27 protein-coding genes and 1 pseudogene are annotated in these 21,908 nt (G+C 53.8%); 9 read left to right on the top strand and 19 right to left on the bottom strand.

The genetic code is table 11. From position 1 onward, the window contains the following. Positions 1-174: 174 nt before the first annotated feature. Positions 175-426, bottom strand: a complete 252-nt coding sequence (locus tag ETC02_RS10965) for a hypothetical protein (protein WP_023634186.1) — start codon at positions 424-426, stop codon at positions 175-177. A 320-nt stretch (positions 427-746) separates the two neighbouring features. Here ETC02_RS10965 and cspD point away from each other — a divergent pair, with 320 nt between their 5' ends. Both cspD and ETC02_RS10955 read left to right on the top strand, forming a co-directional pair. Beyond that, positions 747-947 (top strand): cold-shock protein CspD, encoded by a 201-nt coding sequence (gene cspD / locus ETC02_RS10960; RefSeq protein WP_003251474.1) that lies wholly within the window; start codon positions 747-749, stop codon positions 945-947. 129 nt (positions 948-1,076) lie between these two features. Continuing rightward, positions 1,077-1,346 carry a DUF2564 family protein gene (locus tag ETC02_RS10955; RefSeq protein WP_011230852.1) on the top strand — a complete coding sequence of 90 codons (270 nt, stop codon included), beginning with the start codon at positions 1,077-1,079 and terminating at the stop codon, positions 1,344-1,346. A gap of 464 nt (positions 1,347-1,810) precedes the next feature. Here the strand turns inward: ETC02_RS10955 and ETC02_RS10950 are convergent, their stop codons facing one another. Together ETC02_RS10950 and ETC02_RS10945 are read right to left on the bottom strand one after the other, a co-directional pair. After that, on the bottom strand, positions 1,811-2,026 hold the full coding sequence (locus tag ETC02_RS10950) for a zinc-finger domain-containing protein (RefSeq protein WP_011230850.1): 216 nt from the start codon (positions 2,024-2,026) through the stop codon (positions 1,811-1,813). 6 nt (positions 2,027-2,032) lie between these two features. Continuing rightward, complete coding sequence (locus tag ETC02_RS10945) at positions 2,033-2,698, bottom strand: ribonuclease H family protein (protein ID WP_011230849.1); 666 nt, start codon at positions 2,696-2,698, stop codon at positions 2,033-2,035. A gap of 232 nt (positions 2,699-2,930) precedes the next feature. Between ETC02_RS10945 and ETC02_RS10940 the strand changes: the two genes are divergently transcribed. Continuing rightward, positions 2,931-3,857 (top strand): DMT family transporter, encoded by a 927-nt coding sequence (locus ETC02_RS10940; protein WP_011230848.1) that lies wholly within the window; start codon positions 2,931-2,933, stop codon positions 3,855-3,857. Between the two features lie 112 nt (positions 3,858-3,969). Here ETC02_RS10940 and ETC02_RS10935 read toward each other — a convergent pair whose 3' ends face one another. Continuing rightward, a complete protein-coding gene (locus tag ETC02_RS10935) occupies positions 3,970-4,434 on the bottom strand; it encodes a divergent PAP2 family protein (RefSeq protein ID WP_050368552.1) in 465 nt (154 codons plus the stop codon). A gap of 72 nt (positions 4,435-4,506) precedes the next feature. On the opposite strand from ETC02_RS10935, the gene sspL reads away from it, so the two are divergent. Continuing rightward, the gene (sspL, locus tag ETC02_RS10930) at positions 4,507-4,644 is read left to right on the top strand and encodes a small, acid-soluble spore protein L (RefSeq protein WP_011230846.1); all 138 of its coding nucleotides are present in this window, start codon (positions 4,507-4,509) and stop codon (positions 4,642-4,644) included. Between the two features lie 37 nt (positions 4,645-4,681). On the opposite strand, the gene acnA is transcribed toward sspL, so the two are convergent. Beyond that, a complete protein-coding gene (acnA, locus tag ETC02_RS10925) occupies positions 4,682-7,402 on the bottom strand; it encodes an aconitate hydratase AcnA (protein ID WP_023634183.1) in 2,721 nt (906 codons plus the stop codon). Positions 7,403-7,634: 232 nt separating this feature from the next. Between acnA and sspO the strand changes: the two genes are divergently transcribed. Continuing rightward, positions 7,635-7,784 carry a small acid-soluble spore protein O gene (sspO, locus tag ETC02_RS10920; RefSeq protein ID WP_008879509.1) on the top strand — a complete coding sequence of 50 codons (150 nt, stop codon included), beginning with the start codon at positions 7,635-7,637 and terminating at the stop codon, positions 7,782-7,784. 243 nt (positions 7,785-8,027) lie between these two features. On the opposite strand, the gene ETC02_RS10915 is transcribed toward sspO, so the two are convergent. Beyond that, positions 8,028-8,288 (bottom strand): hypothetical protein, encoded by a 261-nt coding sequence (locus ETC02_RS10915; protein ID WP_011230844.1) that lies wholly within the window; start codon positions 8,286-8,288, stop codon positions 8,028-8,030. A gap of 125 nt (positions 8,289-8,413) precedes the next feature. On the opposite strand from ETC02_RS10915, the gene ETC02_RS10910 reads away from it, so the two are divergent. Beyond that, on the top strand, positions 8,414-8,560 hold the full coding sequence (locus ETC02_RS10910) for a small acid-soluble spore protein P (protein ID WP_011230843.1): 147 nt from the start codon (positions 8,414-8,416) through the stop codon (positions 8,558-8,560). Positions 8,561-8,770: 210 nt separating this feature from the next. Here ETC02_RS10910 and ETC02_RS10905 read toward each other — a convergent pair. Continuing rightward, positions 8,771-8,905 (bottom strand): annotated as a pseudogene (locus ETC02_RS10905) (PTS lactose/cellobiose transporter subunit IIA); the annotation flags it as partial. 42 nt (positions 8,906-8,947) lie between these two features. Further along, positions 8,948-9,622 carry a cell wall hydrolase gene (locus ETC02_RS10900; RefSeq protein WP_171698267.1) on the bottom strand — a complete coding sequence of 225 codons (675 nt, stop codon included), beginning with the start codon at positions 9,620-9,622 and terminating at the stop codon, positions 8,948-8,950. Between the two features lie 271 nt (positions 9,623-9,893). Here ETC02_RS10900 and ETC02_RS10895 point away from each other — a divergent pair, with 271 nt between their 5' ends. After that, positions 9,894-10,328 carry a DUF2621 domain-containing protein gene (locus tag ETC02_RS10895; protein WP_171698273.1) on the top strand — a complete coding sequence of 145 codons (435 nt, stop codon included), beginning with the start codon at positions 9,894-9,896 and terminating at the stop codon, positions 10,326-10,328. A 189-nt stretch (positions 10,329-10,517) separates the two neighbouring features. On the opposite strand, the gene ETC02_RS10890 is transcribed toward ETC02_RS10895, so the two are convergent. From ETC02_RS10890 to ETC02_RS10880, 3 genes are all read right to left on the bottom strand, one after another. Then, entirely contained in the window at positions 10,518-10,997 is a 480-nt protein-coding gene (locus ETC02_RS10890; RefSeq protein WP_371810203.1) for a CcdC family protein, read from the bottom strand. A 201-nt stretch (positions 10,998-11,198) separates the two neighbouring features. After that, positions 11,199-11,555, bottom strand: coding sequence for a response regulator (locus ETC02_RS10885; RefSeq protein ID WP_011230839.1), 357 nt, complete (start codon positions 11,553-11,555; stop codon positions 11,199-11,201). 68 nt (positions 11,556-11,623) lie between these two features. Next, positions 11,624-12,331, bottom strand: a complete 708-nt coding sequence (locus ETC02_RS10880; protein WP_011230838.1) for a cytochrome c biogenesis protein CcdA — start codon at positions 12,329-12,331, stop codon at positions 11,624-11,626. A gap of 168 nt (positions 12,332-12,499) precedes the next feature. Between ETC02_RS10880 and ETC02_RS10875 the strand changes: the two genes are divergently transcribed. Beyond that, positions 12,500-12,679: an aspartyl-phosphate phosphatase Spo0E family protein gene (locus tag ETC02_RS10875; RefSeq protein ID WP_033017305.1), complete on the top strand. Its 180-nt coding sequence runs from the start codon at positions 12,500-12,502 to the stop codon at positions 12,677-12,679. Between the two features lie 53 nt (positions 12,680-12,732). Here ETC02_RS10875 and ETC02_RS10870 read toward each other — a convergent pair whose 3' ends face one another. From ETC02_RS10870 to yneA, 8 genes are all read right to left on the bottom strand, one after another. Next, positions 12,733-14,553 (bottom strand): ABC transporter ATP-binding protein, encoded by a 1,821-nt coding sequence (locus ETC02_RS10870; protein ID WP_063211879.1) that lies wholly within the window; start codon positions 14,551-14,553, stop codon positions 12,733-12,735. 89 nt (positions 14,554-14,642) lie between these two features. Next, positions 14,643-16,382, bottom strand: a complete 1,740-nt coding sequence (locus ETC02_RS10865) for an ABC transporter transmembrane domain-containing protein (protein WP_050368550.1) — start codon at positions 16,380-16,382, stop codon at positions 14,643-14,645. A 124-nt stretch (positions 16,383-16,506) separates the two neighbouring features. Beyond that, a complete protein-coding gene (locus ETC02_RS10860; RefSeq protein WP_011230833.1) occupies positions 16,507-16,719 on the bottom strand; it encodes a YneF family protein in 213 nt (70 codons plus the stop codon). Positions 16,720-16,808: 89 nt separating this feature from the next. Next, complete coding sequence (gene sirA, locus ETC02_RS10855; RefSeq protein WP_011230832.1) at positions 16,809-17,246, bottom strand: sporulation inhibitor of replication protein SirA; 438 nt, start codon at positions 17,244-17,246, stop codon at positions 16,809-16,811. Between the two features lie 252 nt (positions 17,247-17,498). Continuing rightward, positions 17,499-19,505 (bottom strand): transketolase, encoded by a 2,007-nt coding sequence (gene tkt / locus ETC02_RS10850; RefSeq protein WP_023634179.1) that lies wholly within the window; start codon positions 19,503-19,505, stop codon positions 17,499-17,501. Between the two features lie 97 nt (positions 19,506-19,602). Further along, positions 19,603-19,833 carry a DUF896 domain-containing protein gene (locus ETC02_RS10845; RefSeq protein ID WP_044744145.1) on the bottom strand — a complete coding sequence of 77 codons (231 nt, stop codon included), beginning with the start codon at positions 19,831-19,833 and terminating at the stop codon, positions 19,603-19,605. A 129-nt stretch (positions 19,834-19,962) separates the two neighbouring features. Further along, positions 19,963-20,616, bottom strand: a complete 654-nt coding sequence (locus ETC02_RS10840) for a YneB family resolvase-like protein (protein ID WP_013145683.1) — start codon at positions 20,614-20,616, stop codon at positions 19,963-19,965. 19 nt (positions 20,617-20,635) lie between these two features. After that, complete coding sequence (yneA, locus tag ETC02_RS10835) at positions 20,636-20,941, bottom strand: cell division suppressor protein YneA (protein WP_015374470.1); 306 nt, start codon at positions 20,939-20,941, stop codon at positions 20,636-20,638. A gap of 151 nt (positions 20,942-21,092) precedes the next feature. On the opposite strand from yneA, the gene lexA reads away from it, so the two are divergent. Then, the gene (gene lexA, locus ETC02_RS10830; protein WP_011230827.1) at positions 21,093-21,716 is read left to right on the top strand and encodes a transcriptional repressor LexA; all 624 of its coding nucleotides are present in this window, start codon (positions 21,093-21,095) and stop codon (positions 21,714-21,716) included. Positions 21,717-21,908 lie beyond the last annotated feature (192 nt).

Below are 21,908 nucleotides of genomic sequence, written 5' to 3'. Positions count from 1 at the left end.
TCTTGTCATATCATCATACGAAAAAACGAAGCCGCCTGTTTCAACGCGAGCCAAAAAATAAACAGACGATGCTGGCGCGGCACGTCTGCCCCTGGGAGAAACAGGGACGAATGCGGCTTGTTTTGTTACCGCTTACATTCGAGATTACCGCATTCGCCTTCCGCTGTCAATTGGTTATTCGTACACATTTTCGTTTTCGATAATGTAATCGATTCGAATGACCGGGACGTCCTGTTGCTCGACTTCCGCGACAATCAAGCCGACGCGGTCATTATAGATGCAAAACATATCCAGCCCTTTGCGAAACGCCGACTCTCCGTACGAAAGAACCATGTGGTAAATTTTATTGTCGCTGAAATAGCGGCGGCTGACCCGGCTCCCTAACCGGACGATCACTTCTTTTCCCGCGATTTTTCCGCGGTACATCCGCTCTCCCCCTTTTTGTCGTTCCTATTCCAATGTATGGGCGTTGTGGCCCGCTCATGACTATTTTCTCCCCCAGCGGCCCGTTTTCCTTTTCAACGCATTGTTTTTCGGGCCGGCAAACAATTTTTTCGGAAATTTCCTTTCTTTTGCTTGACGCGGCCACCCGCGGTAGTGTATAGTAAAGTCATCATATAACAGAATATATTTCAGGCATTCAACATGAAGGTGCATCTTGGATGGCTGTGAAGTATATTTTGTTATTTGATAAAAATCTTGAGGTTAGCCGAACAGGCTAAAGGTATTAGGAGGAATTCAGTATTATGCAACGTGGTAAAGTAAAATGGTTTAACAACGAAAAAGGCTACGGTTTCATCGAAGTGGAAGGCGGTTCCGACGTATTCGTCCACTTCACGGCGATCCAAGGTGAAGGGTTCAAAACGTTAGAAGAAGGCCAAGAAGTTTCGTTTGAAATCGTCCAAGGAAACCGCGGACCGCAAGCAGCGAACGTTGTCAAATTATAAGACTTCGTTGACATAGACGAGAGAACGGGAGCGGAACGAGAGGCACCCTGCTTAAGCAGGGTGCCTTTTTCATTGCGATTTGCATAGATTCAACCAAGCGGCGAACAATAAAAAAAGGGAGGTGTTCATATGGCCAGACGCGATGCCGACGTACATACGGGATACAACGACTTAAAGCAAGTGGAAATGTTCGTCGAGACGGCGGAGAAAATGGTCGGCCAGGCGACGATGCAGCTCGACCCCGAGATGCTTCGCCATGCCGAACAAGCGGTGAAAAACGCCCGCGACCAACTTGCGCGCGCCCGCCAAGAAGCAACGGGCGTCGACGGTGATTTTCTCGCCCGTTGCGAACAAACATTGGCCCGCGCCGAACACCAGCTTCGCGAGGCGCGGCAATAACAGCAAAACGATATATATAGATGCAACGAAATCGTTTAACATATCCTTGACGGAAAAGTGGCTCATCCATTTTTGACTGTCGAGGGCAAGCCTTTGCTTGCCTCCGTCACGCCTTGGCGTGACGGACGATCGAACAACCACCCGCTTCTCAGACCCATACATGGGGCTGAAAGCGGTGTTTGTTCGGTCGTTCGACAGTCGATCCAATGCTCAGTAAAAATTGCATCTATTAAGGCGGAGGACAAACAGCGATTTCCTTTTGGAGTGAAAAGAAGAACTGCTTTTGAGGTTTCTCCATGTTAAAACGTATGTTCTGTCAATCACCGGCCTTCGCAGCGCATCCGCTTCCTCCGTTCAAACGCCAAAGCTTGCCTGGTCGCAGCCGGCACCGCCCCAGGCCCGCGAAAGCGCAGATTGGGGCTCCTATCGCCCGCACCAACCGCCTCTTGAAAAAAATTCCTTCATTACCGACGCGAACGCGGCGGCGCTGATAGAAGCATCTCCCCGTACTGCCGCATTTGTTCCCCGACCGTGCATTGCTGGATGCAAAACGATTGGGCGTACGTTTTGCCGTACTCTTTCCGGAACGTGCTTTTTAAAAAGCAGCCATCGCAGTACGTTTCCTCCAGCCAAGCGATTTGGTCCAATATTTCTTTGCGTCGGTTCCGCTTCTTTCCCATACGACCTTACCCTTTCCCTGTCAATTCCGTTCGGCTTGTGATGATCTGCCCTTCAAGCGCCTGGCGGGCGAGCGAATCCGCCTCTTTATTTTGTTTGCGCGAAATCGGCTCGTACGCCGGTTCGATGTGAAGCTCGCGCATTTTCGCTTCAATGCGGTCAAGCCAGATGTTGAAATCGTCCTCAAAACACGGCCAATCGCCGGACAGCTGCTTTAACACGACGTGGGAGTCGCCGCGGAACGTCACCGGCAAATGATGGACGCCAAGTTCCTCGAGCAGCTGCATGACAAACCAAAACGCCGCATACTCTGCCTCATTATTGGATTTGATTTCGCCGAGCCGGCGGTTGGCGCGCAACCGGTAGCGATGATCGTTTTGCTTATAGTATACGACCGCGCCGGCGCCGCCTTGGGACGTCTCATGGTCAAAGCCGCCGTCGAAATACACAACGATCTCATGCGGCTCGCCGGCGATCTCCTCAAGCAGCTTTTGCAGCTCTTTTTTTGACCACACCGTGCCGTTTCGATCGACGAACTCCACTGTTTTCGTCCGCCCGGTTTTTTCAAAATCATCCGCCAAAGCGAGCGCCTTTTTGGCATCGACCCAATCGGAGACAAGAAACGCCTCTTGTTTTTTCGGCGTGATATACGTCCAGTGGATTTGTACGTCCAACGCATTGTCACCCTTCCGCGTGGCGATGATCGGAGCTGGTTTTTATTTTACCACACTTGCGCCCTTGTTCATTACCTAATATTATGCGCAATTTCTTCTTGTATCAACCATTTTGCCGCAGGCGCCCATCTTTTTTCCAAAATATCTATCTTTTTCGGCCTACTTGTGGTACACTAGCGGCTAGCACCCAAAATGAGATGGGGCGCAAGCATATGAAGAGGGAGGATTCGAATTGAAGCGTCAAACCATAGCCGATCTGAGTCTGCTAATGGTGACGTTCGTCTGGGGGGCGACGTTCGTCGTCGTCCAAAATGCCATTTCGTTTTTGGAGCCGTTGTCGTTTAACGCCGTTCGCTTCAGTTTGGCCGGCTTGTTGCTTCTCGCTTGGATCGCTGCCGCTTCCCGCCCACTCTTCGGCCAGTTGTCATGGCGAGTCATCGGCGCTGGGGCGTGGATGGGGCTATGGCTGTTTTGCGGCTACGCATTCCAAACGATCGGACTGTTGTATACCACTTCCTCGAAAGCCGGCTTTATTACCGGACTGAGCGTTGTGCTCGTTCCATTGTTTTCCTTTTTGATTTTAAAGCAAAAACCGTCTGTGAATGCGGTCGTTGGAGCGGCACTTGCCGCGTTCGGCCTGTATTGGCTGACAGGGGGAGCGGAGCTGTCGTTCAATCAGGGCGATTTCTTTGTCTTTCTTTGTGCTGTTTCCTTTGCCATGCACATTATCGTCACCGGCCGCTATTCCTCTCAGTATTCGACGATGCTGTTGACAATGGTGCAAATTTTTACCGTCGGCATCCTCTGTTTCTTCTTTGCCTTTTGGTTTGAAGACGCCGCGCAAATGTGGAATATGGCGGTGCTCCGCCGTCCGGAAGTATGGGGGGCGCTCGCTGTGACATCGTTGTTGGCGACGACCGCGGCGTTTCTCATCCAAACGGCGGTGCAAAAATATACGACTCCCGCCCATGTCGCGCTGATTTTCGCCATGGAGCCGGTGTTCGCCGCTTTGACCGCCTATCTTTGGGCTGGAGAGCGGCTGTCGCCATCGGCCTGGCTTGGCGGCGCTGCGATTTTGGCCGGCATGATTTTCGCCGAACTGCCAAGCATGCGCCTCTGGGGCAGACGGTGGCGGGAAAAGCGGAACATCCCATCGTAGCCGCAACGATTGCTCTTAGCGAAAAACAGTGAAGTTTTTGGGAGGCTAGAGGCGCTCCGTTGGTCATCATCCCATGCCGCCGACGCCTGACGCGCTTCGCTGCCTGAGGCCGTCAGGCGCGGTGCCGACAACCCCAATGCGATAAAGCGCCCGCGGCCATGCCTAAGAGCGCCCCGCCGACGACTTCGATCGGCTCGTGCCCGAGCCGGGCGCGCAGCTGCCGCTGTCGTTTGTGATAAACGGTTTGTTTTGGGTCTCCTTCCAACTTTTTTACTTCCTCGGCAAGCTCGTTCAAGCGAAGGGCGAGTTCGCCCGCTTGGCGCCGCACCCCTTGCGCATCGTACATGACGATCAGTCCAAACAACGCGGCCAAGGCAAAATCGATCGTGCGCACGCCTCGCTCGAGGGCGATAAATGTCGCTAAGGCGGAAACACCGGCAGAGTGGGAGCTTGGCATTCCGCCGGTTTCGAAAAAGAGCCGCCAGTCCCATCGGCCAGTCTCCAACTGCTTGATCGGGATTTTCAGAAACTGGGCGAGCGCGATTGTCGCGAGCGCCGTCTTCAGCCCCTTGTTCATCACGCTTTCCTCCTTTGCTTATATTTTGACCAAGGGTGGCCATACTATCCGTAAAGAGCGGAGGTGAGAGCAATGACCAAAAACGGCGGCCGAAACCGCGGCACGAAGGCGCCGGGCGTCAACCCGCAAGGCTTTGGCCAAGACGGAACGTTCACCCCGGATCCAAAAAGCAAGCTTGAGAACGCAGCGAAAAAGCTCAACACAAAATAAAAGCAGGCTTCCCGATATGGGAGCCTGCTTTTTGTGGTTATTGTTTCACTTTCGCCAATTTTTCGCGCAACACCATTTGCAAAATGCCGCCGTGGCGATAGTAGTCGATTTCGACTTCACTGTCAAAGCGGACGATGACCTCAAATTCTTTCTTCTCACCCGTATCCGGGTTCGTCGCCGTCACTTTGACGAGATCACGCGGTTTGACGTTTTCATCGATGTGAATGTCGAACACTTCTTTACCCGTCAAGCCGAGCGTCTCCGCATTTTCGCCTTCTTTGAATTGCAGCGGCAGGACGCCCATCAAAACGAGGTTCGAGCGGTGGATGCGCTCAAAGCTTTCGGCGATGACCGTTTTAATGCCGAGCAAGAACGTCCCTTTCGCCGCCCAGTCGCGCGAGCTGCCCATGCCGTAGTCTTTGCCGGCGATGACGACAAGCCCAGTGCCGTCTTGTTTGTATCTCATGCACGCATCGTACATCGACATCACTTCGCCGGTCGGCCAGTACGTCGTATAGCCGCCTTCCGTGCCCGGCGCGATTTGGTTGCGGATGCGGATGTTGGCGAACGTGCCGCGCATCATCACTTCATGGTTGCCGCGCCGCGAACCGTACGAGTTGAAATCTTTCGGCTCGACGCCTTTCGAGATCAAATATTGGCCTGCCGGCGTGTTTTTGCCGATCGACCCAGCTGGCGAAATATGGTCAGTCGTGACCGAATCACCGAACTTGCCGACGACGCGCAAGCCGGTGAGAGGTTCAACTTTGCGCACTTCCGGCGACAAGCCTTCAAAGAACGGCGGATTTTGAATGTACGTCGAGTTTTCATCCCATTGGTACAGCGGCTCATCCGTCGTTTCGATGGCGTTCCAGCGCGGATTGCCGTCGAACACGCGCTCATATTCTTTGCGGAACAGTTCCGGATCGACCGCTTGCTTGACGACATTCTTCACTTCTTCCATCGACGGCCAAATGTCGCGGAAATAGACGTCGTTGCCGTCTTTGTCTTTGCCAATCGGCTCGTTAAGCAAGTCAATGTCGACCGTGCCGGCGAGCGCATAGGCGACAACAAGCGGCGGCGATGCCAAATAGTTGCCTTTGACAAGCGGGTGGATGCGGCCTTCAAAGTTCCGGTTGCCGGACAGGACGCTTGTCACGAGCAGATCGCTTTCCGCGAGCGCTTTTTCGAGCTCCGGCGCAAGCGGACCTGAGTTGCCGATGCATGTCGTGCAGCCGTAGCCGACAATGTTGAAACCGAGCTGTTCCAGATACGGAAGCAGCCCCGAGTCACGCAAGTAGCCGGTGACGACTTTCGAGCCCGGCGCGAGCGACGTTTTCACGTATTTCGGCACTTGCAAGCCTTTTTCGACCGCTTTTTTCGCCACTAAACCAGCGGCGACAAGCACGTACGGGTTCGACGTGTTCGTACAGCTTGTGATCGCCGCGATGACGACAGCGCCCGTTTTTAATTTCACTTGTTCGCCGTTCAGCTCGACCGTAATTTCCCGCTCCAAGTCCGCTTCCGTCAAGCCAAAGCCTTGGTTGCCTTGCGGCGCTTTCACCGCGTCGCGGAACGACTGTTTCATTTTCGAGAGCGGGATCAAGTCTTGCGGCCGTTTCGGGCCAGACAAGTTCGTTTCAATTTCCGACAAGTTGATTTCCACAACATCCGTAAACACCGGCTCCGGTGCATCCGGCGTGTAGAACAAACCGTTCGCTTTGCAATACGCTTCGACGACTTGAACGTGATGTTCGTCGCGGCCGGTCAAGCGCAAATAGTCAAGCGCTTCAGCGTCGACCGGGAAGAAGCCGCACGTTGCCCCGTATTCCGGCGCCATGTTGGCAATCGTCGCCCGGTCGGCAAGCGGCAAAGTCGCCACTCCTGGTCCGAAAAATTCAACGAATTTGCCGACGACGCCTTTTTTCCGGAGCACTTGCGTCACCTTAAGCGCCAAGTCGGTGGCCGTCGCTCCGTCCGGCAGCTTGCCTGTCAGGCGGACGCCGATGACTTCCGGCACCGGGAAGTACGACGGTTGGCCGAGCATGCCGGCTTCCGCTTCAATGCCGCCGACTCCCCAACCGAGGACGCCGAGGCCGTTGATCATCGTCGTATGCGAGTCCGTGCCGACAAGCGTATCCGGGAACGCTTCGTACTCGCCGTTCTCCCCTTCGACCGCGTGAACGACGCTTGCCAAATATTCCAAGTTCACTTGGTGGACGATCCCCGTTGCCGGCGGAACGGCACGATAGTTGTTAAACGCTTTTTGCGCCCATTTCAAAAACTTGTACCGTTCGGCGTTCCGTTTGAATTCTAAATCCATGTTGTACTCCAGCGCATCGTCTGACCCGTAGCGGTCGACTTGCACCGAGTGGTCGATGACGAGATCGACCGGAATTTCCGGGTTGATTTCGTACGGATCGCCGCCCAAATCGGCCATCGCTTTGCGCATCGAAGCCAAATCGACGACAGCCGGCACGCCGGTGAAGTCTTGCAAAATGACGCGCGACGGCTTAAACGGCACGTCGATGTCTTTCATTTCCGGCGTTCCCCATTTCGCCAAGTTTTCGACGTGCTCTTTCGTGATGACGCGGCCGTCGACTTGGCGGAGCACCGATTCAAGCAATACTTTGATCGAGTACGGCAGGCGGCTCACCTGGCCGATGCCCGCTTCTTCAAGCGCTTGCAAACGGTAATAATTGTATTTTTTACCGTTGACTTCGAATGAAGAGCGGGCGTTGAATACATCCTGTTTCGCCATATGTACAACCCCCTTCACTTCACAATAATACTATACTATTTTTTTGCGCAAAAGTCGAAAAAATAGCATGAATTCTCCCAATCCCCATAAAGTTTGGCACGACTTTATCTTATTATAGAACAGAGCAAGTGTAAATAATGATTTCCAATGTCTCGCCATATTACTTCCTTACCGCGGCAAAAGAGGAATAAGGCGCCCGTTTCGTCGCAAACTAGAAGCGGAGGTGAAACGAATGGCAAAGCGAAAAGCAAACCACGTGATCCCTGGCATGAACGCCGCCAAAGCGCAAGGGATGGGCGCCGGCTACAATGAAGAATTTTCCAACGAACCGTTGACCGAAGCGCAGCGGCAAAACAACAAAAAACGAAAAAAGAACCAATGACTTGGCGCCCGTTTCGCCACCCAGGCCTGCCATAACCGCATGGCCCGCTCTCTTCCGGCCATAAGAAGCGGGAAAACGTCTAGAATCCCAACCTGTTGCAGGCGGCCAATTCGCCATTTCCGAGCATCTGGGGGGATTGGCCACCTTGGGTAGCGATTCGTTCACACGATTGGGAGACGGTGTTGTTTGACCGCAAGCATCCCCATCGACAGGAAAAAGGGAATGTCCGCCGCCGGCATTCCCTTACTCGTTTTCATTGACTTCGTCAACGATCGCCTGCAAATCGCTGCGGAATTTTTCGAGCTGCACGCGCTGCGTTTCCGAGGCAACTTCGAGCGCGTTTTCAATTTGGGCGAACGCCTCGTTTACTTCTTGCCGAAGATGGGCCAGCTGGTGGCCGTAGTCGGCTTGATCACGCACCAAGTGATCGTGCCATTCTTTCGCTTCCATCGTCGCCTTTTGCGCTGCTTGAAACGCCTCTTGCTTCGTTTTATGGTAAACCATGGCTCGTCCCTCCTTCGCAGTCATCGCGGTCGTTCACTACTTATCGTTTCAAACCGGGCGCAAATTATGCGCCGAATAAGCAAAAGCACAACGCCGCATGCTAACGGACAAAGGAGGGACAACAAATGACGAACAAAAACGACGGCAAAGATATGCGCAAAAACGCCCCAAAAGGCGACAATCCTGGGCAGCCGGAGCCGCTTGACGGTTCGAAAAAAGTGAAGAACCGCAATCACACGCGGCAAAAGCACAACACAAGCCACGATATGTGACGCAAACAAGCGGAGTTTTCCTTCTCCGTTCAGCCGAGACCGGCGGCAGCCGGGAGGGCTGAACGGCTGGCGCCCTTATGTTCACATAATAAAATTATTGTAAAATCAACAAAGCGGGCGGTCGCTAGAACAGCCCGTTGCCGCCCGCCTTGGGTTCATTCCCGTTGAAGCGAATCATCCTCACCCGGTCAACAAGCCGGCCGACGACAATTATGATTCGGTTGTTTGCCGCTTGAGCGCTTCATACAGCTCCACGAATTCAGCGGCTAAATCCTTGACCGTGATCGCCGTCATTAAATGATCTTGGGCATGCACCATCAGAAGCGTCACCACCGGCTGCCCGCCGCTATGCACAAAACAAAAGAACGAGGCCTTATTCGACCCCGTTCATCTCGCGAAGACATGGTGCCCGATGCGAATCGTCACCGGACGCGACAACATCCATTTGTCTTTTGTGATTTTCGGATTGTAGAAATAAAGCGAGCCGCGGCGATCGTTTGGGAATAAGGCTAGCGCCTTGTCGACCGCCTCGTAATCCTGCTTGGTCGGCTGAATGCGGGTCAATTTCCCCGTTTTGGCTGGCACAAACGCATAGCCGGATTTCGTTTTTTGATAAATGACGCCGCGCACCGTCTTTGGAAACTCCGGATGCTTTGTGCGGTTTAAAATCACAAGCGCCACTTCCACCTTGCCGGCAAACGGCTCGCTCGAACCGGTCTCCGCCTGCACAAGCTGGGCGAGCAGCTTCCGGTCGGCGGCGCTTAATGAGATCGATTTCTTCTTTGCCGGCGCCGAAGCCGATCGTTTCGCCGAAGCCGGCACTTTCAGCCTTTCTCCGGCATAAATCACATCGCTTTTTAACCCGTTTAACAACTTTAACGAAGCAACCGTAGTATGATATTGTTTGGCGATCTTCGACAACGTATCCCCTTTTTTCACTTGATAGTATGTATACGAGCCAGCCGCTTCCGCCGACAGCCCATGAGAGCTTAACGCCATACAGCAAATGATCGTGAGCGCTGCAATCGTCTTTTTCACTTTCACTCTGCGCATCCCCCTCATCGTTGCCTTTTGGCTTTTTTTCTTTGTTTACTAGATTAGCAGGCAAAGAAGGGAACGTCACTGTATATCTTTTCCATACAAAGCGGCCGGCGGCTTTCAATCCATTGGCGCTGTAAGGTGGGACAAGCTTTTTTACAGTTGCATTACAGTTGCGTTACGCTTCGTAACAAGCCGCTGTTTGAAACTTGCCAAACAGCAAGCTTTTCGACATAATAGTAGACGAATCTTGCCTATGGCAAAAACAGTTGATCATCATGTTGGGGTGGTCATCGTGCTGACCGGATGGTTTCTTTGGTTTATTTTGGTTTGGGTTGTCTTTTTGCTTGTCATGATGTCGATCGGCGGCTTTTTTATGTTCCGCAAATTTTTGAAACGACTGCCGAAAGAAGATGGAAAATCGGAACTCGACTGGCAGGAGTATTATATTGAGCAGACGCGCCATTTATGGGGGGATGAAGAAAAGGCGCTGCTTGAGGAGCTTGTCCGCCCTGTGCCCGAACTGTTTCGCGACGTGGCCCGGCAAAAAATCGCCGGCAAAATCGGCGAGCTTGCCTTGAAGGAGCAGGCGCCGCGCATCACACGCGATTTGCTCATTCGCGGCTACATCATCGCAACCCCCAAGCGCGATCATAAATTTTTGATCCGGACGTTGCAGGCGAAGAACATCGATCTCGCCCCTTATAAACATTTATTGGAAAGCCGCTGACGTTCCGCCTTTCGTCTAAGGCTGACCGGCGGCTTTCGTCTGTTTCAGCATGGAAAAAGCGGCCCAAACAAGCAGCTTTTTAGGCCGGGACCGACGACTTCAGCTCCGTCTGCGGGACAATTCCAGGGAAGCGAAGTGAAGCGGCTTGGCGCAACAAAAAAGGGAGCTGTCCATCAGCGGGACAGCTCTTTATGTCAGCACTGGCGGTTTCAGCCGCGCCGCCAGCTTTCTATACGAAACATACATCGCAATCCGCCATGGGACGATCATTGAAAACGCGAGCAAATAAAACATGCCGCTTAACTGGCGGTAGTCGATCGTTCGTCCTAAATACGTTTTCAAGCCAAGACGAATGACAATCAACCCGAGCAAAATCCAAATAAAGGATTTTGAGCGTTTCAAATAAATATCGCTGCCGCGGATTTCAAATTTTGACGTTTTAATGAGAAACAGCGAGAAAAACAGGCCGAGAATGACCGCTTCGATGAGCTCCCCGCGCGTAACGCGAAAGACCGGATCGATGAACATCAGCGCCCCGGTGCTCATAAACAGCGGCGGCAAAATAATTTTTTTGGCATTCGTCGGCTTTTCCGACGCCTTCATGCGCACAAAAAAGATGAAAAACGCCATCACAACGGCGATGAGCGATGTAATGAACGCCAAAGCCATCACCTTCTTCCGACAAAATTCACGGACAACGCTATTATAGCAAAAACCGCTCCGCTTGCCTACCGTCCTCTCCAGCCGCCCCCGCCTTCGCCAAACATCGCGCTCGCTTCATCCCTCTCGCTTGCCAAGAGGAACGCAGCCAGCTGTCTTCCAGCGGTCATAAGCCGGCGCCTTCCTATGCCGTACGGAGCCGAAGCCCGCTTACAAAAGACGGGCAATCGCCTCGAGCACGCGGGTTTCTTCAAACGGCTTGACGATGAAGTCGGCCGCTCCGGCTTCAATGGCCTCAACGACCATACGCTGCTGCCCGAGCGCCGAGCAGATGATGATTTTCGCCCCGGGATCGATCTCCTTAATCGCCCGCACCGCTTCAATCCCATTCATGACCGGCATCGTAATGTCCATGATGACAAGATCGGGGCGCAGCCGGCGATACAGCTCGACCGCCTCTTTGCCGTTTTCCGCCTCACCGGCTACGGTGTGATCCGTTTTTTCCAGTATGCGCGCCAGCGTTACCCGCATAAACTTCGCATCGTCAGCAATTAAAATGGCAGCCATCTTTCCATCGCCCTCTCCTCAACGATATTCCTCCAACAACAGCCGCACAAAGGGCGGCTCCATCGCCGCTAAAAACCAGTAAATCCGCCAAACAAGCTTGTCGTATAAGCAATCAGCTTTGTCATCCAGTCAAAGTACAAAACGACGCCCATCGCCACCATGACATAGCCGCCCGCCTTCATGATGGATGCGCTATGGCGGCGGATCCATTGCAGCTTGCCGATAAAAAACGACAACATGAAAAACGGAACGGCAAATCCAAGCGTATAAGCAAGCATATACATCATTCCTGAGCCCGGGTTGGTGGCGGCTAGAGCGACAACCGCCACCAAAATCGGCCCCATGCACGGCGTCCAACCGGCGGCAAACGCCATGCCGATCAGCACGGAGCCGACATATCCCGATGGCCGTTCACGAAACGAAATGCGCCGATCTTTCAGCAAAAACGCCGGCTTCCACAGCCCGGCGACGACGAGGCCAAGAGCGACGATCACGACCGCGCCGATTTGCCGGATCGCATCTTGATAATCAACAAACAGCCTTCCAAGCAGCGAGGTGCCAAAGCCAAGCGAGATAAAAATGAGCGAGAAGCCGAGCAAAAAGCAAAGCGTATGCCATAAGCTGCGGCGGTTCAGCATCGCGTTTTCCTCTTTCAACTCGCTGACCGACACGCCGGTGATATACGATAAAAACGCCGGATAAAGCGGCAAGCAGCACGGGGAAATAAACGACAAAAACCCGGCGCCGAACGCTAAAAATAGATTGAGATCATTCATTGGTGAACCAGCCCCTGCTTTTTTACTTTTTATTTTAGCAGAATTCCTTCTTCCCGTAACACGTTTCTCATTGTTCCTGGTCAATTTTTCTATTTTCCATTTTTGCGTTCACTGATAAAATAGTATAAAGCACCATACACAATACTTCAAGCAAAGGACGGTCGATTCGTGCCAAAATGCAATCTGTTGACCTTAATCGAACAAAAGCGGATGGAACTTGTCGACACCGTAGCCAAAACGGGTTTAAACTCTGAAGCCGCAATGAAAGTAAGCAAAGAACTCGACACGCTGCTCAACGCCTATCAGCGCGAACAAGTACGACAACGAAAACAAAGCGCCTCCCGCTAAACGGGAAACGGCGCTTTTTCTTTCCGGCACGCCCCCGCCGCCTGCGCAAGCGGTCATCTCATCTCATGGCGGGCGAACAGTCCGTTCTTTGGATGTTGCGCTTGGACATCGGCGAGGCCGTTTTGCAGCAAATACATTTGATAGTAAAGCCCTTTTTGCGCGAGCAACTGTTGGTGCGTGCCGCGTTCGATGATTTCGCCGCAGTGGAGGACAAAAATTTGGTCGGCGTCTTGAATCGTTGACAACCGGTGGGCGATGGCAATCGTCGTCCGCCCTTTCCGCATTTGCGCCAATGCTTCTTGAATCGCTTCTTCCGTTTCCGTATCAATATGGGCGGTCGCTTCATCAAGCAGCAATATTTTCGGATCGGCCGCGATCGTGCGGGCGAATGAAAGAAGTTGGCGCTGTCCGCTTGATAACGTCGCCCCCCGCTCAGCAAGCACATGATCGTACCCGCCTGGCAATTGTTCAATAAATGCATCGGCCTGCACGAGGCGGGCGGCTGTTTTGATTTCTTCATCGCTCAGTCTGTCATTGTACATGCGGATGTTTTCTTTCACCGTGCCGTAAAACAAAAACGGATCTTGCAAGACAAGGCCGAGGCGGCGGCGCAGTTCGGTGCGCGAATAATCGCGGATCGACCGGCCGTCAAGCAAAATGTCGCCGCGGTCAAATTCATAAAACCGCATGAGCAAATTGATGATCGAGCTCTTGCCGCTGCCGGTATGGCCGACAAAGGCCACGGTCTGCCCCGGCCGGATCACAAACGACAGCTGTTTCAGCACATCGCGCTTCCCGTCGTAGGAAAAGCTGACATTCCGAAATTCGATTTCCCCGCGCTCGATCGCATACGGCGACCGATTTGGATTGGCCGGCGCCTCTTCTTGATGATCAAGAAGGGCAAACACGCGAGAGGCGGAAACGATCGCCTGCTGGTAAAGAGACAGGCGCATCATCATTTGCGTCACCGGTTCGAAAAAGCGCTCCAAATAGTTGACAAACGCATACAGCACGCCGATCTCAACTGGGCCATCAAGCGCCGTGATGCCAAAAAAGCTGAGCACGACCATGATCGACAACATATACACCACATCGATCGCCGGTCGAAGCAGCAGTCCATCAAGGTGGATGTTTTTCATCCCCGCCTTGTAATGCGCTTCATTGACGGCGGCAAACTCTTGATATAAACGGCGCTGCTGGCGGAACGCTTGAATGACGGCCATTCCTTGCAGCGATTCGTTCAATTTGGCGTTCAGTTCGCTCAGCCGTTCGCGCATCTCTTGATAAAACACTGAGCTGTAGCGGCGGTATGTGTGCATGATGAACGCGATCGCCGGGAGGATGAACAGGCAAAACAACGCAAGCTTAGCATCAAGCGAAAACATGGCGACAAACACGCCGATGACAAACAAGCCGTTTTGCACAAAGGCCGCTAGGACGCTGATGAACATGTCCTTGATCGCTTCTGTATCGTTCGTCACCCGCGAAACGATGCTTCCGCCCGGCGTCCGGTCAAAATAGCTCATCCCGAGCCGGTGCACTTTCGCAAACACATCCATCCGCAGCGCTTGAATGACGTACAAAGCGAGCCGCTGAAACTCGACAAGCTGGAAGTAGGAAATGATCGTTTTCAAGACGAGCACGCCGAGATAGGCGGCGGCCAGCGCCGCCACCGGTCCAAAAGCGAGGCGGCCCGGCACCAAATAGTCATCAATGAACACTTTCACCAAATACGGGCCGGAAAGCTCCCCGGCCGTTGCCAACAGAAGAAGCGCAAACGCAAGCGCAGTTTCTTTTTTGTATCTTCCCATATAAGCGAGCAGCCGCCATAAGACGCGCCGCTGCTCTTTTGTTGTCAACCATCGGTCGTTCATCCACTTCCCCCTATCTTACAAACAACTTGTATTTTCAGGTTTTTCGCTCCGCTCGTTTTTGGCGAGAGCTCGAACGTTCAGACCTGTTGTTACTCCGCAAGCGCCTCAAGCTGCTGGCGTCGGTGCATGTCACGATACCAGCCGCCTTCTGCCATCAGCTGCTCGTGCGTTCCGGCCTGCACAATTCGCCCCCCGTCAAGGACGAGAATCCAATCGGCATGCTCAACCGCGCTTAAACGGTGAGCGGCGATGATCGTCGTTTTTCCGCGCCGCTCCTGTTTGAGCGCCGCTAAAATCCGCGCCTCGGTCTTCGCATCCACGGCCGACAACGCGTCATCAAAAATGAGCACTTCCGGGTCAATGAGAAGCGCCCGGGCGATTGACAGCCGCTGTTTTTGCCCACCGGATAGGGAAACGCCGCGCTCTCCGATGACCGTCTCATACCCGTCGGGAAACTGCAAAATGTCATCATGAATGTCGGCCAGCCGCGCCGCCCGTACGACCTCGTCCTCTCCGGCTTCCGGCTTGGCAAAGGCGATGTTGTCGCGGATGGAGGCAGAAAACAAGAAATGGTCTTGCGGCACGTAGCCGATCGCCGAACGGAGCGCGAAAAGCGTATAATCGCGGATGTCGCGGCCGCCGAAGCGAATCTCGCCGTCATAGCCGTCAAACTCGCGCAGCAGCAGGCGAAGCAACGTCGTTTTTCCCGCCCCCGTTTTGCCGACGACGCCAAGCGTCGCCCCACGCTTGAGCTGAAAACGAATGCCCCGAAGCGCCGGCTTCGCCTCCCCCGGATAGGCAAATTGACGAACATCATACTCAATGTCGCCTTGCGGAGCGATGTGAAGGGCATCCGGGCGTTCGTTGATTTCATCTTGTTCAGCCAACAGCGCCCGCACCCGGTCGTACGAAGCGCGCCCTCGCTCCACGATGTTGAACAGCCAGCCGAACGCCAGCATCGGCCAAATGAGCAGGCCAAGGTAGGTCGTAAACGACACAAGCTCGCCGATCGTCAATTCGCCCGCCAAAACCATTTGACTGCCAAACGCCACAGCGAGAAAAAATGACAGCCCAACAAGCAGCCCGATCGTCGGATCAAACAAGGCGTCAATTTTGGCGACGGCAACGTTTTTCGCCACGACGTCTTCCGATTGACGGCGAAACGCCTCGACATCGTGTTCCTCATAGCCGAACGCCTTGATGACGCGGATGCCGTTGACGCTTTCCTGCACCTTGTCGTTCAGCGACGAAAACGCCGCTTGCGCCGTTAAAAACCGACGATGCAGCATCGCCCCATACCGGCTTGTCGCCCATGCCATCACCGGCAGCGGCAGCAGGCTGATCAACGTCAGCTTCCAGCTGATCGATATCGCCATCGTCGCCAGGACAAACCCGCCGAGCGTCACCGAGTCGACGAGCGTTAAGATGCCGCTTCCCGCCGTTTGTTGAATCGCCTGCAAATCATTGGTCGCATGGGCCATTAAATCGCCGATCCGCTTCCGCTGGTAAAACGACGGCGACATGTTCGTAAAATGCTGATACAGCTCGTTGCGCAGCTGGCGGGCAAGCTTGACCGCCGAACCGAAAATGAAAATGCGCCAAGCGTAGCGGAGCCCGTAAAGCGCCGCCGCAACGGCGGCGAGGACGGCGATCCAGCGGATGAGCACTTCTTTTGTCATCGTGCCGTTTTTCACATGATCGACCAACAAGCCGATCACTTTCGGCGGGACTGTCTCCAAAAACGCCACGATGACAAGCACGAAAATGCCGGTGATATACGCCTTCTTTTCTTGACGGAAAAACCAAAACAAATCGCGAAACACGCGCATAAGGCCCGCCCTCCTTTCATTTGGCTGACGAACAATCGCCATATTATTATAACAAAACTAAAAAAATTTTGAAAGAACATTTTGGCAAAATAAAAAGACACTCTCGATCGAGTGTCCGTTTCGCTTATTTCAGTTGATTGTTCATCATTTTCATCATCTGATTGATTTTCTTCTGCGACGGAGTCATGCCCATTTGCATCATCATCATGCGAATCATTTGTTCATTGATCGGCGGGTTTTTCTTCAAATAATTGATCATCGTTTTGCGGGCGACGAAAAATCCGATCGCCACCCCGGCGATGAGCGCCAGCACGCCAACGAGAATCGTACCCCACATAACAGCGATTTTCCTCCTTCTTGTTGTCTCCCTAACAGTGTACTAAACGATGCGTCATTAGACAATATTTCGCGACAAAAATCTTTTCATTACGCAAATTTTCTTCCTTGCCGAGGCGCAGACAGCCAGTAGTAATCGACAAAATCGGCGTCGACCGCCAAAAACGTCGGCGAAAGCCGAGCGAGCGCCCGCCCGATGTCCGCGGCAAGCGGCGCGCTGTCAGCGACAAGAAGCAAGCGGCGCTTTTGCACGACAAGCAACGCTTCCTCGCCGGCGTCGTTTTGCAAAACAAACATATTGCGCTCCAAATTTTTGCCGACGCGGCCGGCAAAATATTGCTTTAAGCCAAGTTCCAGGCGCGAAAATGACAGCCGTTCGGTGATAAATTCGACTTGCTTGCGGCAAATCGCCTTCAGCGGCGCTTTCGCGTATTGATGCTCACGAAGCAGTTCGACAATTTTTTCTGCCCGATGGCGGTAATGCGACGCCACATCGTCATTCAACAAATAAATCCAATAGCGGACCATGCCCCATCCCCCATTTCTGTTCATCTATTTTCTATTATAGAAAAGGAAAGGGGAAAAATATGTCTATTAACGGCAAGTTTTTTCACTAACATTGTCGATTTTTGTTTGCGGTGGCCATGCGGCCGCAAACAGGCCAACACGTCATGAACAAGCCTTTGCCCTCGATTCAACCCCGAAAATACTTGACCAAGGCGCAGCCATCTTTCACAAAAACAAGCTGCCCCTGCAACAACGCAAGGGCAGCTTTCCCGGTTACTTGCCGAGCAGCGCTTTTGTGCGGCGGACGACGTTGTCAACCGTAAAGCCATACTCGGCCATGATTTTCTCTCCCGGAGCGGAAGCACCGAATCGGTCGATGGCCAAAATGTCGCCCTCGGCGCCGACGTAGCGCTCCCAACCGAGCGACGCGCCCATTTCAATGGCGAGCCGCTTCGTCACGGCCGGCGGAAGCACTTCATCGCGGTACGATTTTGGCTGCGCTTCGAAGCGGTCCCACGATGGCATGCTGATGACGGAGACATGGATGCCCTCAGCGGCGAGCGCTTCTTGCGCTTTGACGGCCAGACCGACTTCCGAGCCAGTCGCCAACAACAGCGCCTCCGGAGCGCCGTTTTTCGCCGGTGAAACGACGTACGCACCTTTTTTCACGCCTTCATACGCCAACTCAGCTGTTGCCGCCAACGTCGGCACATCTTGACGCGTCAAGACGAGCGCAGTCGGCTTGTCCGTCGATTCGAGCGCCAGCCGCCATGCTGCCGCCGTTTCGTTTGCGTCAGCCGGACGGATGACCGACAAGTTCGGCATCGCCCGAAGCGAAGCGAGATGTTCGATCGGCTCGTGCGTCGGCCCGTCTTCGCCGACGGCGATGCTGTCGTGCGTCAAGACGTAGATGACCGGCAAGCCCATCAGCGCCGCCAAGCGGATCGCCGGACGCAAATAGTCAGAGAACACGAAGAACGTGCCTCCGAACACTTTCAACCCGCCGTGAAGCGCCATGCCGTTCAGCGCCGCCCCCATGGCAAACTCGCGCACGCCAAACCAAATGTTGCGCCCTTCGTAGCTGTCCGGCAAGAAGTTGCCGCCGCCTTTGATGAGCGTTTTGTTCGAGCTTGCTAGGTCAGCCGAACCGCCGAACAGCTGCGGCACCGCTTTGGCAATGGCGTTGATCACTTCCCCGGACGATGAGCGGGTCGCCAGGCTTTTGCCCGCTTCATACACCGGCAGCGCCGCCTCCCAGCCATCCGGAAGCTTCCCTTCAATCGCCCGCTTCAGCTCGGCGGCCAGCTCCGGATGCGCCCGTTCGTACGCGGCGAACTGTTCGTTCCATTCCGCTTCTTTTTTCGCACCGGCCTCTTGCACCGTTTCTCGGAAATGGGCATATACTTCTTCCGGTACATAAAAATCCTCAGCAAACGTCCAGCGGTACGCTTCCTTCGTCAGCTTCGCCTCTTGGGCGCCGAGCGGAGCGCCGTGGACGCCGGACGTGCCCGCTTTATTTGGCGCGCCGTAGCCAATCGTCGTTTTTACTTCAATGAGCGTCGGCCGGCTGAGGTCCGCCCGCGCCTCCTCGAGCGCTTTGGCGATTTCTTCAATATTGTTGCCGTCCTCAACGCGCAAATATTGCCAGCCGTACGCTTGGAAACGTTGGGCGACGTTTTCCGAGAACGACAGGTTGAGCTCCCCGTCCAGCGAAATGTCGTTCGAGTCATACAGGACGATCAGACGGCCGAGCTTCAAGTGGCCGGCGAGTGACGCCGCTTCGCTCGCCACTCCTTCCATCAAATCGCCATCGCCGCAAATGGCGTACGTATAATGATTGATAATCTCAAACCCGTCGCGGTTGTATGTAGCAGCCAAATGCCGTTCCGCCATGGCCATGCCGACCGCCATCGCAATCCCTTGGCCGAGCGGGCCGGTCGTTGCCTCCACCCCTGGCGTATGGCCGTATTCCGGATGGCCCGGCGTTTTGCTTCCCCATTGACGGAATTGTTTCAAATCATCCATCGATACGTCGTAGCCGCTTAAATGAAGCAAGCTGTACAATAACATCGACCCGTGCCCGGCTGACAAGACAAACCGGTCGCGGTTGAACCAGTTTGGATTCGCCGGGTTATGATTCATAAATTTCGTCCAAAGCGTGTACGCCATCGGCGCCGCGCCCATCGGCATGCCCGGGTGCCCGGATTTCGCTTTTTCGATCGCGTCAATCGACAGCGTTCGAATGGTGGTAATCGCTAATTCTTCGATCGAATGCGCCATTGTTTTCCTCCCTTTCATCAACATGGTGTCATCTACTATCATATAGAAAATCGAACGGCTTGTACAACGTTATTTTCCGGGCCCCTCTTCCGACCGTTTAATGGAGGCGCCGCCGCTGACTTTCCTTCAATTTTTGCGGCGTCACGTCGTGGCCGTTTGGGTCGATGACCGTCACCGTATGAAGCATATCGGTCATCGCCTTGCGGAACGCTTGAATGTATTCCCGGCGCAGCTTCGCCTGTTCCAGCGTCTCCTCGGCCGACAAGCCGGCCGTTTTCGCTTTTTTCGCCAGTTCATTGATGCGGGCTAATTTATGTTTGGCAAGCATTGATCATCTTCTCCTATCTGCCATATTCTCACTCTGTTTTATCTTATCTGATCAACCGGGAAGATGGCAACGATGGCATCTTGGTTTCCTTTGCCCGCTCGCCGCTTTAGGGCCAGGCGCAGTACACGATCAACGCCGCCTTTGTTGCTCGTCCATATATTCCTGGTAACGCCGATGGACGGTCGCCTTGGACGCCTCGTAGCCGAAGCTTCGCATCGTCGCGGCGATATCGGCAAACGTCAGTCCGCGCTCGCGCAAGCGGACGATCTCCTCAACCGGCAGATCGATTCGATCGCGCCCGGCGTTTTCGCCCCGGCGCCTTAGGTTCCGCTCCGGTCGGTAGCCGCTGGCGATGGCTCGCTGCATGCCACGCTTAATTTTGGCGTTATGTATTTTTCTTTGGTACTCCTCGACAATCGCGATGATGGATAACACCATCTCATCGGCCTCCGACAGCGGCATCTCCCCGCGGTGGCTGGCGCTGTATATTTTCACCCCTTGCTTTTTCAAGCAATGCAGCACCGCCATGCGCGCATGGCCGCGCCCAAGCCGCGTTTCATCTTGAATGAGCAGCACATCGACCTCGCCTTCCTCGCAAAGCGAAAGCAGCTCCAACACGCCGTCGCGGTCGGCTTCATAACCGCTCGCCTGCTCGGCGATCACTTTCACGACTTCAAATCCACACTCGGCCGCCAGCTGCTCGAGCTCATCTCGTTGCCTCGCGAGTGACGTTTCCTGTTCCGCTTTGTCCGTGCTGACTCGGCAGTAAATGACCGCCCTCATGGCCAATCCCTTCTTTCCATCACTGATTGACGGCCACCGAGCCGCCCTGCTTTGATTTTAACACAGGAATGACAATTTGTTCACCGGCGGCAAGACGCGGGCTCGGCAAATGGTTGACATCGACGACCCAGCGGATGAACTCATCAGGCGGCATATGGTGTTCCTGTTCGTACTGTTTTGCCAGCCCCCAAAGCGTATCGCCGGGAGCGACCGTGATCGTCACGTATTCTTTTTTATCGACCGGGCTGCTGGCGTAAACGAACCCTGCCAACACGAGCGCAAACAAAAATGAAAACAAAACATAGTGCAGCAACGTTTTCCCCATTCTCCCCACCCTTTCTAGAATGTTTGTTCGCTTTCCTTCATTATAGTCAAGAACATTTGTTTGTGTCAATAAAAAACTCGAACTTATGTTTGTTTTTTCGTCTTCCGCATGGTATAATGAAGGCAAATGATGTGGCGAGAGGTGTGAAACAATGACGAAACTGTCAAAACGACAACAGCAAATTTTAGAGTTTATTAAACAGGAAGTAAAAACAAAAGGCTATCCTCCGTCGGTGCGGGAAATTGGGGAAGCGGTTGGACTGGCGTCAAGTTCGACGGTCCACGGGCATCTCGCGCGCCTAGAAAGCAAAGGGTACATCCGCCGCGACCCGACAAAGCCGCGCGCCATTGAAATTTTGGACAACGATATGGCCAAGGAGAGAGAAAAAGAGGAGATCATCTCGGTGCCGATCATCGGCAAGGTGACGGCCGGTCAACCGATTACAGCGGTGGAAAACATCGAAGGCTACTTTCCGCTGCCGAAGCGGCTCGCCGCTGGCGAGGAGCAGCTGTTTATGCTTGAAGTGATGGGCGACAGCATGATCGAAGCCGGCATTCTCGACGGCGACTACGTCATCGTCCGCCAGCAGTCATCGGCCAACAACGGCGACATCGTCGTCGCCATGACGGAAGACAACGAGGCGACGGTGAAGCGGTTTTTCAAGGAAAAAGACCACATCCGCCTGCAGCCGGAAAACGCCCATCTTGAGCCGATCATCGTCCGCGACTGCACGATTCTCGGCAAAGTGATCGGCGTCTATCGCCTGTTCGACTGACTCGTGCCGGCCTGCGCCCATAAAAAAGCTGCCCTGAAAAAAACGGGGCAGCTTTTTTATGAATCCCTGAATCCGTGACAAAACATCTTTACAATGGTCGCAAACCGTTGATACGATAAGGGAAAACGACGTTGACGATTCTTCATCAAGTAGGTGATATGATGAAAGATTTCCCGATTCGGTTTGTATTGA

The organism is Geobacillus sp. DSP4a (assembly GCF_013096875.1).
In the GTDB taxonomy this organism is placed as follows: Bacteria; Bacillota; Bacilli; order Bacillales; family Anoxybacillaceae; genus Geobacillus; species Geobacillus thermophilus.
Note: the sequence above shows the minus strand (reverse complement) of the source record. Positions and strands in the feature narration are given on the sequence as shown.